16 protein-coding genes are annotated in these 14560 nt (G+C 58.9%); 11 read left to right on the top strand and 5 right to left on the bottom strand.

Annotated features, from left to right (window positions below):
* The first annotated feature begins 113 nt into the window (after positions 1-113).
* The 8 genes from ACWHTU_RS03910 (at position 114) to ACWHTU_RS03875 (ending at position 5057) form a co-directional block, all read left to right on the top strand.
* On the top strand, positions 114-785 hold the full coding sequence (locus ACWHTU_RS03910) for a hypothetical protein (RefSeq protein ID WP_447861822.1): 672 nt from the start codon (positions 114-116) through the stop codon (positions 783-785).
* Between the two features lie 13 nt (positions 786-798).
* Positions 799-1002, top strand: a complete 204-nt coding sequence (gene cas6 / locus ACWHTU_RS03905; protein ID WP_447861820.1) for a CRISPR system precrRNA processing endoribonuclease RAMP protein Cas6 — start codon at positions 799-801, stop codon at positions 1000-1002.
* A gap of 482 nt (positions 1003-1484) precedes the next feature.
* Entirely contained in the window at positions 1485-1853 is a 369-nt protein-coding gene (locus tag ACWHTU_RS03900) for a nucleotidyltransferase domain-containing protein (protein WP_447861818.1), read from the top strand.
* An 88-nt stretch (positions 1854-1941) separates the two neighbouring features.
* Positions 1942-2220: a HEPN domain-containing protein gene (locus ACWHTU_RS03895; RefSeq protein ID WP_447861816.1), complete on the top strand. Its 279-nt coding sequence runs from the start codon at positions 1942-1944 to the stop codon at positions 2218-2220.
* A complete protein-coding gene (locus ACWHTU_RS03890; protein WP_447861814.1) occupies positions 2168-2746 on the top strand; it encodes a CRISPR-associated endonuclease Cas1 in 579 nt (192 codons plus the stop codon). The genes ACWHTU_RS03895 and ACWHTU_RS03890 overlap by 53 nt, the downstream gene beginning before the upstream one ends.
* Before the next feature lie 35 nt (positions 2747-2781).
* On the top strand, positions 2782-3078 hold the full coding sequence (gene cas2, locus ACWHTU_RS03885; protein ID WP_447861813.1) for a CRISPR-associated endonuclease Cas2: 297 nt from the start codon (positions 2782-2784) through the stop codon (positions 3076-3078).
* Positions 3047-3616 (top strand): CRISPR-associated protein Cas4, encoded by a 570-nt coding sequence (gene cas4, locus ACWHTU_RS03880; protein WP_447861811.1) that lies wholly within the window; start codon positions 3047-3049, stop codon positions 3614-3616. Before cas2 ends, cas4 begins: the two co-directional genes overlap by 32 nt.
* 625 nt (positions 3617-4241) lie before the next feature.
* Positions 4242-5057, top strand: a complete 816-nt coding sequence (locus ACWHTU_RS03875; protein ID WP_447861810.1) for an OmpA family protein — start codon at positions 4242-4244, stop codon at positions 5055-5057.
* A gap of 113 nt (positions 5058-5170) precedes the next feature.
* Here the strand turns inward: ACWHTU_RS03875 and ACWHTU_RS03870 are convergent, their stop codons facing one another.
* The 4 genes from ACWHTU_RS03870 to ACWHTU_RS03855 form a co-directional block, all read right to left on the bottom strand.
* Positions 5171-8239, bottom strand: coding sequence for an efflux RND transporter permease subunit (locus tag ACWHTU_RS03870; RefSeq protein WP_447861808.1), 3069 nt, complete (start codon positions 8237-8239; stop codon positions 5171-5173).
* Positions 8240-8404: 165 nt separating this feature from the next.
* Positions 8405-8731 (bottom strand): hypothetical protein, encoded by a 327-nt coding sequence (locus ACWHTU_RS03865; RefSeq protein ID WP_447861806.1) that lies wholly within the window; start codon positions 8729-8731, stop codon positions 8405-8407.
* 81 nt (positions 8732-8812) lie between these two features.
* Positions 8813-9448: a diguanylate cyclase domain-containing protein gene (locus ACWHTU_RS03860; protein ID WP_447861804.1), complete on the bottom strand. Its 636-nt coding sequence runs from the start codon at positions 9446-9448 to the stop codon at positions 8813-8815.
* A gap of 136 nt (positions 9449-9584) precedes the next feature.
* A complete protein-coding gene (locus ACWHTU_RS03855) occupies positions 9585-9713 on the bottom strand; it encodes a hypothetical protein (protein WP_447861802.1) in 129 nt (42 codons plus the stop codon).
* Between the two features lie 225 nt (positions 9714-9938).
* Between ACWHTU_RS03855 and ACWHTU_RS03850 the strand changes: the two genes are divergently transcribed.
* Together ACWHTU_RS03850 and ACWHTU_RS03845 are read left to right on the top strand one after the other, a co-directional pair.
* Positions 9939-11039 (top strand): diguanylate cyclase domain-containing protein, encoded by a 1101-nt coding sequence (locus tag ACWHTU_RS03850; RefSeq protein WP_447861800.1) that lies wholly within the window; start codon positions 9939-9941, stop codon positions 11037-11039.
* A gap of 41 nt (positions 11040-11080) precedes the next feature.
* Positions 11081-12994: a putative bifunctional diguanylate cyclase/phosphodiesterase gene (locus tag ACWHTU_RS03845; RefSeq protein ID WP_447861798.1), complete on the top strand. Its 1914-nt coding sequence runs from the start codon at positions 11081-11083 to the stop codon at positions 12992-12994.
* 355 nt (positions 12995-13349) lie between these two features.
* Here ACWHTU_RS03845 and ACWHTU_RS03840 read toward each other — a convergent pair whose 3' ends face one another.
* Positions 13350-13676 carry a helix-turn-helix domain-containing protein gene (locus ACWHTU_RS03840; protein ID WP_447861796.1) on the bottom strand — a complete coding sequence of 109 codons (327 nt, stop codon included), beginning with the start codon at positions 13674-13676 and terminating at the stop codon, positions 13350-13352.
* A gap of 172 nt (positions 13677-13848) precedes the next feature.
* On the opposite strand from ACWHTU_RS03840, the gene ACWHTU_RS03835 reads away from it, so the two are divergent.
* The gene (locus tag ACWHTU_RS03835; protein ID WP_447861795.1) at positions 13849-14496 is read left to right on the top strand and encodes a hypothetical protein; all 648 of its coding nucleotides are present in this window, start codon (positions 13849-13851) and stop codon (positions 14494-14496) included.
* The last annotated feature ends 64 nt before the right edge of the window (positions 14497-14560 follow it).

The following is a 14560-nucleotide window of genomic DNA, read 5'->3' as shown; positions in this document are numbered from 1 at the left end:
TTTCCCTTGCGTGGTTTCGCTTCGTGCTGGAACCCGACAATCGGCTGGCGCTCCACCCACGCAATCCCGGCAACACTCTCCGCGGCGCGTTCGGCACCACGTTCAAGAGATGATTGGTCTGCCCCACACCGACCGACTGTCGAGAGACCTGCCGTCTGAAAGACGTCTGTCCCTACGGACAGATCTTCGAGCCCAGCCCGCCGCCGGGGGCGGATCGGCTCAGCCTGAACCAGGATATTCCCCGACCATTCGTCTTCCGTCCTCCGAACGGCCACCAGACGACCGCCCAGCCCGGAAACGCTCTGTCGTTCGACGTAATCCTCATCGGCAAAGCGCTCGATTACTTCCCTTACTTTTTGGTCACGTTCCGTGAGCTCGGCGACCAAGGCATCGGGCTCGGTCGAGGCCGGTACCGGATCGCGCGGGTGTCGCTGCTCAATGAACACGGGAACGCTGTCGCGGAGGTCTATTCAGGCCACGACAACGCCGTCCGTCCCTCGCCCTTTCGCATCACGGATAAGCACTGCCGACGCCTCGCTGCTGAGTGGTTAGCAGCTAGCCAGCAGCGAATGGCGAAGAACAAGCCACGGTGTCCCTGCTCCGGCCAACGGTGCACCGTGCGCTTCCTCACTCTGACGCTTCTCAACGTTCACGGCACGATCGTGACACGGCCGGACTTTCACCATGTGATCAAACGCCTGCGCGACCGCGTCAACGCGCTTGCGCATTTCTCCTGCGACCGCTTCGTTACATGTGGATTTCAAAGCCTTCGGCGAGCGAGCTGAAGCAGTCCGAACCATGAGCAGCCACATCAGATGGGAGGATCGCGGCCGCCGCTCCTGGAAAACCGGTCTGACGCACGGCATGGGCGGCTTCGTCGGTGACGCGACATATGAGGGGACACTCGCAGCGTGTCTCCCCTTGCTGATCCTTGGCCAATACACCCATGTGGGGAAGTACGCGGTGTGGGGCCATGGGCAATATGAAGTGGGCATTCTATAATGGCCGCCGAGTGAACGCGAAGCGACGCGCCATGCGTGCAGGTCTCGAACACCTGCTGGGGGATGATCGCGCACCGCCACAGGATGTGCTATGGCGGATGCAGCGGATCGCGGATGGTAGGTCGACTCAAACTTGACGAAGCCATCTGTCACGTTTCTAGACATCTCGCTCTTCGGGTCTTTTCACCTCACCGCGGAATAGCCTGGCAGCGTTGATTGGACAAGAACAGCGCGATGGACGTGACCGGACAGCAACGAACGGTGCTAAGCGGCATGAGCTTTTGTGAAGAGGCGTGTTCCCTGGAACACCGGGCTCACGCGCGACATGGGGGACCGTTGTCCGTTCCCGCAGCCCGCGTCCCGATCACGGATGACGGCTTGCGAAGCGAGCCCTCGAACTCCATCTTTCCTTTTCTGTGATTGCGCGTGACGCACCGTCAGCGATGATCTTCAGGTGTGGTCTATGCTGAAAAGAAGAAGCCAATGAAAACATTTCAGGACTTGCCGGAAGTCGAACGCGCGGTTCTTGAAGAACTCCAGGTGCGAGTCAGCTGCGAGTTCCCCGACTGGGCGTGTCGGCTGACCCTCTTCGGGTCGCGAGCCAGAGGCGACGCCGAACCTGACTCGGATATGGACGTCCTCCTGGAGGTTGAACGGGAGCATCTCTCGTTTGCGGAGAAGCAGCGACTTCGCCGTGCGGCTCGTGAGGGGTCGCGCGAAAGCGGGATCGTCCTTTCCCTCTTGATTGTGGACCAGCGCATGCACGAGGAACGCGGGGACTTCTCGGTCTTTCGCAATATCCGGGAAGAGGGCATCCCGGTCCGAGCCGGAAGGAAATCCACGAACTCTTAGACAAAGCCTGACGGAGTCTCCTGGCAGCAGAACGACTGCTTCGCGATGGCGACAGCGACTTTGCCGTCTCACGACTGCCTACTACGCCATGTTCTACGCTGCACAAGCCCTCCTGTTGTCCCGCGGTATTCGTCGATCCACACACTCCGCGACCATTGCGGCGTTCAATGAGTACTTCGTCAAGACCGGAGAGGTTCCCCCAAGGCTCTTTTCCCTCCTTCGTGAGAGCTTTGAGGACAGAGCCGAAAGCGACTATGGCTTGGTGGTGATTACAGACGAGCAGGCATGGGCCGGGATTGCTGCGGCCCGTGAATTTGTGGAAACGATCAATCGCCGACTTGAGCGGACTGCAGGAGACGAGTCATAAACGGTATCGGCGCGAGGCATATGCCGCCCCGTTCAATCCCAAAATAAAAGGGGACGGCCTGATCCAGACCATCCCCCTGCTCACGCGCCGCCACTGCTCGCAACAGCTCCCGTCACAAGAGCGGCAGTGCTCGCAGCCCTCCTGCACGACTGTCAGCCCCACGCATGTCGAGCAGGTCCGACCCGCCCCCGCTCGCCCCGGACCATTTGCCGGATTTCTGCACGTGGATCGGCCCAGCAAGCCGTCGCTGGTTCTAGATCTGGTCGAGGAATTCCGGCAGCCCGTGGTGGATCGGACCGTCATCGCGCATCTCAACCTGGGCGAAGCCGTCACGCTGAAGGCCGGCATGCTGGACGAGGAGACCTGTTCGCGGTATGCGGCCAAGATCCTGGAACGCCTGGAATCCAATGAAACGGTGAAAGGCAAGAAGTATCAGATCAAGTCCATCATCCAGATGCAGGCGCGGAATCTGTGTGCGTTCTTGCGTCGAGAGGGTGGTTATCGTCCCTGCACCTTCAAGTGGTAACAGGATCGGTGTCTGCAGAGGAACTGACCACGTATATGTTGTACGACATTCCCGACGACGGCGTTCGTTCGAAGATCGCCGATGTCTGCAAAGACTATGGGCTCGAGCGTATCCAGTTCAGCGCATTTTGCGGCCTGCTCACACGTAATAAGCGCGAGGAACTCTTTCTCCGGCTTGGAGACACGTTAGGAGGCTGTGCCGGGAAGATCCTCCTGCAGCCTGTTTGCCAGAAGGATGTGACGGTCAGTTTGAGAATCGAGAATGAGGATACCGGCAGCAAGTCCGAATCAGCCCGAACTGATGCTCCGGGTGAACGATCTGAAACAGTATGACTATTGCCCGCGTGTCGTGTATTACCAGTACGTCATGCCGGTCGAGCGAAAGGCCACGTTCAAGATGGAGCATGGCAAAGCGGCCGAGATCCAGTTGGATCAGTTGGAACGACGTCGAGGCGTGCGCCGCTATGGGCTGCTTGACGGCCGGCGTCATTTTCAGGTGTGGCTGACTTCTGACACACTGGGGCTGTCCAGCAAGCTGGATTTGCTGATCGAATCGTCGTCGGGCTGGTACCCGGTCGATTTCAAGGAGACGACAGGGCCTGCGCGATCAAACCATCGTCTGCAACTGTGCGGGTACGCCATGCTGGTCGAAGAAGCCTATCAGTGTTCGGTTGCTCGTGGATTCCTCTACCTGATTCCAGGGAATCGGATCGAGCCCGTTGATCTGACCGGCGAACTCAGAGCTGAAACATTCGCGTCGCTGGACCGTATTCGGGAGATGATTTTATCCCAGCGCATTCCGCCAGCGACCGAGGTTCGAGCGCGTTGCACAGACCGCGAGTATCGCAACTACTGTGGGGATGTGTTTTGAGCGGTTGACACAGACTGCTGTCCGCTTCCCATCGACCGCAGACAGCTTCCCGGTGATGGAGTTCGGGACGCGGCACGTAGAGTACGAACCGCGGTGAGCGGTCTTTCGCAAACCGCCCCGGGGTTTATGGCAATCGGAAGACTTTCGATGAATTGGCTCTTGACAACGACGAAATGGGTCAGTTTATCGCGCCCTTCGTAAGCGATTGAAGAGCCCTTCCCTATGAAGAGGGCACTGAAAAGTTCCAGCCAGGCGGCCAACAGATGCGCACCCACATAGGAGCCGGAAGACCGCTCAATCCTTCCTGCATGCCTGTAGAGAGCCGAAGTGAAGCCGCCTTGCCCCGCGCTCATGCGGGGATATCCCCGCACAGCGATGCGTGTCCCGCGTGACTCTCCCTGATCTCCAACTCGTTCTCTCTTTTTAACTTCGCGAGATTCCTGCTCGTTTAGCTTCCTACACCCTCCCAAGGCAGCGGCACCACCGTTGCTCAAGCGATCTCTCGTCTTGAACAGCTCGCGGACCGGTTGGAAAGGAGGTGACGGCTCACCGAAGGCCGGCTTTCGCGTGACTCATGACCGAAGGCGCTTTAACCATTGACCGCTCATTGGAGGAGGTATCGACCATGCAAAAACCCACTCCCTCACAAGTCACGTCCGGCAGCATCACCCCCGCGATTGTTGGGCCGAGCAAGGACATGAAAGATATCTCCATCGTGGCCGGGGTCGTTTTGATTCTGGCCGTGATTATTGGCTCTTTTTGGATCTTTTCGCCGCCGGGCGTGTCTACCACGCCAGGCGTGACGGGCAAGCCGGATTCCGCGCAGGTCTCCAACGCGCTCGGGACACCCGCCCCGCCCCTGCCTGAGCCGGCCCCATCCATCCCTGCCGCAAGCGCCGCCTCGGACATCCTCCACGCCGACATCTATTTTGAGGTGGGCCGCACGGGCCTGACCGACGAAGGCAAGACGCTGCTCCAGTGGCAGGCTGCGTTTCTGAACAACAACCCCGAGTATGGCGTCCTTGTACAGGGTCATACCGATCAACACGGCTCAGCGAGCTACAACAAGACGCTTGGCCTCAAGCGGGCGGAAACCGTGAAGGCTGCCCTGCTGAACGCCGGGGTGGCCGAACACCGAATGAAAGTCGTGAGCCTTGGAGAGGAGGGAGTGCTGTGCACTGATACCAGCGACGTCTGCCAGCGCATGAATCGGCGCGTGCATCTGGAACTCCGCAAGATCGGCCAGGAACACATGGCCGCCTCTGCTGGAGCTACTAACGCGCCCGCTCTCGACGCAAGTCACACTGTCACGTCCCCCGGAACTTTAACAGACGGATCTGCCTTGTTGATGGATAGCCTGCCCCCGGCAGCCGAGCCCTCGACAGATACCATCCCCGCCCCGCTTCCTGAATCTTCCACCGTCCACACGGATTCACAGTAAATGAACGCAGCCATCCCGCGTGAGGGTCTCCCGCTCTCACGCGGGCTTCTTTCCGACAAGCCCTTCTCACACACGCTACCGCTGAAGTCTTGCGGAACCGGCAATAAACGCCGTCATCCCTCCTTCCGTTCTCCTCGATGGAGCAGTTGAGAGAGGACCGGCAGCACCACCAAAATCAGAACCGGCGACGTCAGCATCCCGCCGACTATGACACGGGCGAGCGGTTGTTGAGACTGCGCGCCGATCCCTGTGGCCATCGCTGCGGGCAGCAGCCCGATCGCCGCGGCCAGCGAGGTCATCAGGACCGGCCGCATTCGAGCTTCGGCGCTCATCAGGATCGCCGTCCGGACATCATGGCCTTCCTGGACAAGATCGCGGATGCGGCTGATGAGGATGAGCGCACCTTGGACGGCAACCCCGAACAACGAGATAAATCCGACGGCGGCGGAGATGCTGAAGTTCGTCCCTGTCACCACCAGCGCCAACACGCCGCCCACCAGTGAGAAAGGCACGGCAAAGAGAACCAGCAGGGCGTCGCGGAATGAGTTCAGCGCAAAGTACACCAAGAACAGAATGACCAGGAGGGTGATGGGCACGACCTTGGCCAGCCGCAGTTTCTCCTCTTGGAGTTGATCGTATTCCCCGTGCCATTCGATTCGATAGCCTTCCGGCAGCCGGACTGCCGCGGCGATGCGCTTCTGCGCCTCGTGGACCGTGCTCTCCAGGTCGCGGCCGCGCACGCTGAACTTGATGGGGATGTACCGCTCGTTGTTTTCCCGATAGACGATGAATGCGCCGGTTTGTTCCGCAATCGTCGCCAATTGTTTCAGCGGGATCCTTGCGCCCTCTGGCGTACTCACTTGGATGTTGCCGATCGTGTCCTCGTCCCGCCGATACTCCGGCAGAAACCGGACGACCAGGTCGAACCACTTTTCACCTTCATAGACCTGCGTGACGGCTTGCCCGCCGATTGCCGCCTGGATCACATCGTTCACGTCGCCGACCTTGATTCCGTAACGCGCACATTCCTGTCGGTCCACCTCGATGACCAGGTTGGGCTGCCCGAGGAGATGCAAGATGCCGAGATCCTTCACCCCCCGCACCTGCTGCATGACGCCTTTGATCTGCGTCGCGACGGACTCCAGCACCTTCAGATCGGCTCCGTACACCTTCACAACGTTCTCACCTTTGACGCCGGACATTGCCTCCTGCACATTGTCTTGAATGGCCTGAGAGAAGTTGAACGTCACACCTGGAATGCTAGCCAACTGCCGTTCGATCTCTTCGATCAACTCTCTTTTTGACTTTAATTCGGTTCGCCATTCCTTGCGCGGCTTTAATGTCACCAGGAATTCAGCGTTAAAAAAACTCGTCGGGTCGGTGCCATCATCCGGACGGCCGAGCTGAGACACGACGTCGACGACTTCTGGAACCGCTTTGAAGATCGACCGAATCTCCGTCGCAACGTGAGCCGCTTCTTCGAACGAGATATCCACTGGCATCGTCGCCCGCATCCAGATATTGCCCTCCTCCAGAGCCGGCATGAACTCGCCGCCGATCAAGGGAACGGTTGCCAAGGTCAGGGCGAGAGCGCCTAACACGACGCCGATGACCAGAATCTCATGATCGAGCGCCCACCGCAGGCTGACCAAGTACGCGCGCCGAACAACGCTGACGACCCACGTGTCCTCTTCCCGCAGGGGACCATCGAGAAGGAGCGAACACAGGGCCGGAGCCAGCGTGAATGCCATCAGCAGCGCCCCGCTCAGCGCCAGACCGTAGGTCAGCGACATCGGTGCAAAGATTTTCCCCGGTACGCCGGTCATCGTGAATAGCGGAATGAACGCGACGACGATAATCGCCGTCGCGAAAAAGATCGGGCGCCCGACTTCGCGTCCGGCCCGCATAATGTGCATCGGCACAGTCAGCCCTTGGCCCCGCCTGCGAGACAAGTGCGAGAAGATGCTTTCGACCATGATCAGCGTGGAGTCGACGATGATCCCGAAATCGATCGCGCCTAGCGAGATCAGGTTGGCCGAATCGCCGCGGATCACCATGAGGCAGAACGTGAACAGCAAGGCCACCGGTACCGTGAGCGCGACGATGACCGCCGTCCGGAAGTGTCCCAGAAAGACATAGAGAATGACGAACACCAGCAGGATTCCGGCCAGAAGAATATCCACCACGGTTTCGATGGTGGTGCGGATCAACACCGTCCGGTCATAGAAAGTCTTGATCGCGACACCCTGCGGTAGTTTTCGGCTGTTCAGCTCTTCCACCTTTCGGTGCACCCGCTCCAGCGCCGGAGTCGCGCGTTCTCCGCGCTGAAGCAACACGACGCCTTCCACCACATCGTCGCGGTCATTGATCCCGACTTTCCCCAGCCGAACGCGGTGCCCGAGGCTCACCCGTCCCAGATTTCGGATGAACACCGGTGTGCCGCTTTTTTCCGTGACGACGGCGTCCGCGATATCGTCCAGATTTCTGATCAGACCCAGTCCGCGAACGTTGAAGCTTTGTGACCCCATGGTCAGGTAATTGCCCCCCACGTCCGTGTTGCTCTGCCTGAGCGCTTCAATAACCTGGTCGAGGGTCACGTTGTAACTCAGCAAGGCGCCGGGATCGAGATCGACGTGGTACTCCTTGGTCGTCCCCCCGAACGTGGTCACATCGATCACGCCGGGCACGCGCTTGAACTCCCGGCGGATATGCCAGTCCTGGATCGTCTTGAGATCCGTGAGGCTCTTCCCGTCCCCGACCACCTCATACCGATAAATTTCGGCAATCGCCGACCAGGGCGAGATGGTCGGCTGCACGTTCTGCGGCAACGCCGTGAGCTGGAGCCGGTTCAGCACCTCCTGTCGGTCGCGAAAGTAGTCGGTCCCGAACGCGAAATAGACCTTGATATCGCTGAGCCCGAAGATCGATAGCGATCTGATGTCGGTCAACCCGGGCATCCCTTGTAACGCGATTTCAATCGGTAGTGTGATCGCTCGCTCCATCTGCTCGGCCGACCAACCGGGATATTGCGTGATCACTTCGACCATCGGCGGTGAGGGATCCGGGTAAGCGACGACGTCCAGCAGGTGGAACGCGTATAACCCCCCGCCGAGGAGAAGCAATCCGGCAAAGCAGACAAAGACGCGTTGGGTCAAAGCGAACTGCAACAGCCGTTCGAGCATGGATCGGACCTCCCATCAGATGCAGATGGTCGTTGAACCCGAGTCGGGTACGGATGGAGAGCCCTTCGCGGATCGCGTTGCGCCTATTCAGCAGCCGCGGGCCGCTCTCCGCGCCTGAAGGCGCCGAGTCTCAAGAACCGCCTGGAGCTGTCCTGGAAAAGACGATCAGATCCGATAGGTAGAGAGACGCTGATAGAGCGGGCACTCGCTCCTTTTGGAAAGCGCTTGGGTGGAAACGGCGGACGGCGGACGCCGTAAGGGCACGAGAGCGGGCGCTTGCCCAGGCAGGCGCGAAAACGGATCTGCTTCTACGGCACCATGTTTGATTTCGTCTACATCGGGCTCGATGACCTGCGTCATACCCGTCGGGAGCGGCTGAAGTTCGTCATTCAAATCGCACAAGTCCGTCCACGCCACCCCGCCGACGAGAAACCAGGCGGAAAGCACTACCAACAGACGGTATGTCATATGGCGCGAGGCCATCAGCAACATCAGACCACCGCAGACATGATCAGTTGCTGGCGGTCGCTAACCACATTGCCACAGAAAGTCAACCGGCTCTGCGTCCACCGTTCATGCTCCGATTGGTTCGTAAAACCGGTAGGTGTTGCCGCCTGCTTCCTTGGCTTGGTCCATCGCCTGTTCCGCATGGGCCAGCAGCTCGTCCCCCTCGTGAGGATCCAAGGGATAGACCGTGATGCCGAGGCTGGCCGTGACCGTGACCGGATGGACATCCGGCTCGAACGGCTTCGCGAAGAGTCCCAGGACCCGCTTGGCGACGATCTCCATATCGGCCTTGCAGTTGATGCCTTCCAGCAGCAGGGTGAACTCATCCCCGCCCAGCCGGGCGACCGTATCCACTTCACGCATGCACTGCCGCAACCGGTCGGCCGTCATCTTGAGCAACGCGTCGCCCTTCTCACGGCCCAGCGTCTGATTGACCTCCATGAAGCGATCGAGGCCGAGCATGACGATGCCGACTTCCTGCTTCTTGCGCTTGCTCATGGCCAGCGCCCGGCTCATGCGATCCTGAAACAGCACGCGGTTGGCCAGGGTCGTCAAGGGATCGTACTGGGCCAGATAGGCGAGGTTCCACTCCGCCCGTTTCCGTTCGACCGCATGGCGCAGCGCTCGTGCCAGTTGATCAGCGGTCCATTGGCCTTTGACCAGAAAATCCTGCGTTCCGTGTTGGATGGTCTGCCGCTCCAAGGTTTTATCCGGTCGGTCGCTCAGAACGACGATTCGGCATCCGTACCGGCGCCGCCTGAATCAGGCTCAAGGTGTTCAGCCCGTGCGTGTCCACAAGCGTCAGGTCCACCATGATCGCATCGAAAGATTCCCGGGCCTATCGGCGCAACGTGGGGCTCACTCGCTCGACGTGCGTGACCGCGATCTGCCCGCCGCCCGCCTTGGTCAGCATCTCCTGGGCATTCTTGGCGTCGACGGGATTGTTCTCAACCAGCAAGACTTTCATGCGTGATCCGAGGAGTGTGGTTATAGCACACTCGTCAAAGTGGGATGAAGAGAAACATCGCTTGCGGACGGCGAAGGATTAGTCTCTTTTGATCGGATTGCCGGACTTCAGTGGCCGTTGATCCTCGCAGGGATCCCGCAGCGCCGATTTTGTCAAAATGCCTGACAAAATGGACGTTTGTTGGTAGAGTTTTCTTGGCCACTACGTAAAGGCACTCGTCCTCTCATGACCGATCGCTACGCCAGCGTCATTATCCGACGCTCCTCGCCGCGCCTCCTGTTGAGCCTGCTGCAGGTCTTGTTTGCATTCATCCTGGCTTACCGCTTTCCGTCCCTCGATGTGCTCCATCGCGCCGACACCTCACTCTTCGTCATGATCAGTGTGTCGCTCCTCCTGATCCTCTGTCTTCGCGGTCCGGTGCTTGTCGGCAAGCCGTTCGTCTCGCTATTGACCCTGGTGAACACGGGAATCCTGATCTTGAAGACCTATCAAGCCGGAACGATCGAGCCGTGGATGTATTTCGAGTACATCCTCGTGATCCTCATGGCATCGGTGAGCTCCTCCGCGCGGCACCTGTGGGGTCTGGGAGGCGTGGTATCCGCCGCCTATGGCTTGTCGGCGTACGCAGTCGAGGCCACGTTGGCCGAGCATGCCTTGCTCATTCCCGTCCTTTTGTCCACGGCGTTGCTCTGTGGCAATAAAACAGAAATCGCCCGGACCGAGTTCAAGCGGATCGTGGAATCCGAGGAGCAGGCCCGCTATGACACGATGTCCGACCCATTGACCGGACTGCCCAACCGCGCCCAATTCATCGAGCGGGTGTGGCGCTCAATCGAATGCGCGAAGAACAACCGCGAATTCCAGTTCGCCATCATCTTCATCGATCTGGACGGGTTCAAACCGATCAACGACGGCCTGGGTCACAAAGCCGGCGACACCGTCTTGATCAAGACCGCCAAACGGCTGCAGGCGTGCCTGAGAAAGGGCGACGTCGTCGCCCGGTACGGCGGAGACGAATTCACTCTGCTGATCAACAATGTGACGGGCAAGACCGACGCGATCCGCGTCGCCGAGCGCGTACTGCGCAAGCTGACGGAACCAATCGATGTCGGCAAGATCGTCCACGTCGGCGCCAGCATCGGCATCGCTCTCAGCAGCAATGTGCACGCCCGCCCCGAGGATCTTATCCGCGACGCCGATCTGGCGATGTACCGCGCCAAGTCCCAGGGAAAGGGGCGGTACGAGATCAGCGACCAGATTCGCGACACGAAAGTCGGGCATGCCGGTGGGCGCCCGGCCGAGCAGATCCTCATGCCATTGCGGTAACCGCCGAGGCTCCAGCCGCGGGAAAAAGGAGAGCGACGTCTATGTCCCTCTTGTCCAGAGCGCTCGCCCTGATGCCGAGCGCGCAAAGCACCCAGCCGGTTCTGCCGGAAACAGGCGGCGAGACCACGCAAGCGGTCACGACCATGCGCCACAATTTCCTTCAGTTGCAGACGCTCGTGACCATCGTTTTGAGCTACCAACTCCTGCTCAGCCCCAATGCATTGATCACGCCGGAGGTGGAGATGCTCTCCATTCTCGGCCTCCTGCTGCTGTGTGGCATGTTGATGGTCCTCCCGGCTCGCCTCATCACCGCGGATTGGTTCCCCGGCGCGCTGGCTGTCTTGGACACCGTGATCACCTCCGCCCTGATTTATTTCTCCGGTAACGCCGGCTCCGATCTGTACTTGGCCTATTTCGTCATCATTCTGATCGTCACGGCGTCCCGCACGACAATGCAGATGACGCTGTTCCTAACGCTCGTGACGACGATTTACGGATTCGCCCTTTATCGGGAAATCGAGGATACGGGAGAGGTGCTGGAACGGCATCTCATCCGCATTCCGCTTCTGCTGGTCATGGCCATTTTTTATCGGCGGACCGCCGAGTCGGTCCGCCTTTTGACCTACTACGATCCCGTGACGGGGCTCCCCAATCGCCGCCAATTCGTCCGCTTACTGGGCCAGCAATTGACCAACGGGGCGCCCGTCGATCACCGCAAGGCGTTGCTGTTTCTGGATTTGGACGGGTTCAAGCTCATCAATGACACGTTGGGCCATGTCGTCGGGGACCAACTGCTGAAGGCGGTGGCGGCGCGGCTCAAACAATGCCTGCGGACGACCGACACGATCGCCCGGCTGGGACCCGACGAGTTTTCCGTCCTGCTCCAGAACATCACCAGTCCCGACGTGGCGGGACGCTTGGCGCAACGGATTCTGGACACCCTCAAGCCCTCCTTCACGCTGGCTGGCCACGAGGTCTTCGTCACTGCCAGCATCGGCATCGCGATCAGTTCCCCGGGAAACGGCGACGCCGGCAGCTTGATCAAGAACGCCGATGCGGCCATGTACCGCGCGAAAGAGCGCGGCAAGAACAGCTACGAATTCTACTCTCCCGACATGAACGCCCAGGCGTACGAACGTCTGGTGTTGGAAAGCCGACTTCACAAAGCTCTGGAGCGGAACGAGATCGTGGTGTACTACCAACCGCTGATCCACCTTTCCTCGCGGCGCATGATCGGGGTTGAAGCGCTAGCCCGGTGGAAGGACCCGGTCTCTGGCCTTATCCCACCCGCCAAGTTCATTCCGCTTGCCGAGGAGACCGGACTCATCGTGAAGATTGGCGAATCCGTTCTCCGGCAAGCCTGCCGTCAACTGAAGGCCTGGCACGACGCGGGGCACACCGCGCTTCAGTTGTCCGTGAACTTGTCCGCTCGTCAGTTCAAACAGCCGGACCTGGCGAAGATCATTGCCGGTGTCCTGGCTGAGATCGGCCTGGAGCCCAGCCATCTGGATTTGGAGCTGACCGAGACCTCCATCATGCAGGACGCGGAGGCCGCGTTGAAGGCGCTGAAGCTGCTCAAGGGGATGGGGGTTCGCGTCTCCATCGATGATTTCGGCACCGGCTATTCTTCGTTGATTTATTTGAGGAGATTCCCGATCGACACGCTAAAGATCGACCGCGCGTTCACGCAAGATATGATGACGAGCCCAGACGCCCAGGCCATCATCGCCGCCATCATCGCCATGGCCCAGGCCCTCAAGTTGACCGTGATCGCCGAAGGAATCGAAACGGACGAGCAAACCTTGCTGCTCCAGAAGCAAGGCTGTCTTCACGGGCAGGGGTTCGCCTTCAGCGAGCCGGTTTCTGCGGAGGAAATGAGCGAATTGCTGAAGTCCTGGCCGGGCGGAGTCGGACGCAGTCCTTCCGAGCACCGCTTTCCTGCGACCCCTTCCTGATTCGAGTTTCTCTCCCCCGCCGGTCGGCAGTTTCGCCGTGATCTTCACATTCAGCGATCGGCAAACAAGGCGCAACCGGCGCGCTGGATTGGACCACCGACCTGCTGATTACGAATTAAAATAAGTGATTTACCCGAAGGTCTCGATGTTGCGTCGGTTTCCCCGTTTCCTTTTGATTTCTCAGCAGTTGTGGGCATTCTATCGTTTCGATGGTTGTCGGTCCCTTTTCTTCATTTTCGAGTATTTCTGACACAAAAATGACCACAGGGGCAATACGTATGTCGGTCGAGTATAAAGCGGTCGCACGCCATAGCGGTACAGCTACCGCCAGAACAACGTGACGGCTTGCTTGACCTTAGGTGAGTTGTAGAATTTTCCTCATGATATCGAAACATAACTGAAGCTTCTCTCGATCCGCTTCCCGTATCATTTTCTCGATACTCTTCCGCAACACCTTCTCACTCTCCTCTGACTCTCCAAACAGAAAGAGATCATAGGGCTCCACTTCCAGCATCTTCGCGAGACGGATCAACGTGTCCATCGTCGGATTTTCCACGCCGCGTTCAATCCCGCTGATGTACTTCGGACTCAATCCAACCCGTTCGGCCAATTGATCCTGTGTCAGTCCCATCCGTTGCCGCACGGTCTTAATGCGTTGACCCACTGCTCGTTTGATACCCATGCCGCCACCTCACTTGGGCGGGGAGTATGAGATGGCAGATTTGCCTTAGGAACCAACCAACAGACGTAATATGTTGACAAATGGGAACTACCAGATAGACTTACTGAGTGCATAGAGTGTAATTACTCCTTATTTCTCGACTGGTGGTTCCTATCGGGCAAGGAGGCTCAGTATGATTGCCGTTATCGGTTGGTTCGTTATGATCCTGCTTCTCTGTGGCTCTTCGGTCCTCTTTGAACGGACGGCTAACGCGGAACCTTATGTGGCAGGATTCGCCGGTTATGGACTTTCAGCACAGTTGAGTGACGTGAAGGGATCAGGAGACATGGCGGGCTCGACCGGATCGAATCTCGGTCTTCAGAATTCCCCGATTTATGGGCTCAAGGTGGGATACTTTCTTGACAACCTGAAGTATTTCGGTGGCGAAGCGGAGGTCTATACGGCGACTCCCTATCTCAAGCAGCAGCACTTCACGGAGAGCGGTTCGGGCGGAGAACAAACCACTATTGTTCCCGGTGTTCATCGTCGGGTGACCACGGCGGCCTTTAACGTGGTCTACCGTTATCCTGGTGAAATTGTTCAGCCCTATGCGGGGGCCGGACTCGGCCTCTTCTGGTATACCTCTCCTTCATCGACGGCGGGCTCTGCGATCCGGCCGGGCTTGAATGTCTTGGCCGGAGTGCGGGGCTTCATGACGAAGCACATTGCCGCTTTTGGAGAATACAAGTTCAATCAGGCGAGCTTTCTTCCCTTCTTCGGCGGCCTTAAAGCCGACTATAACGCTCACTTTGTGGTGTTCGGAGTGGGGTATCACTTCTGATGCCCATTTTCATATCAAAATGCTGAACCGTCTTGCGCAACTCCTGGTTCTAGTAGTCGGATGC

Source organism: Nitrospira calida (assembly GCF_976986435.1).
This window is presented reverse-complemented; position numbering and strand designations above follow the sequence as displayed.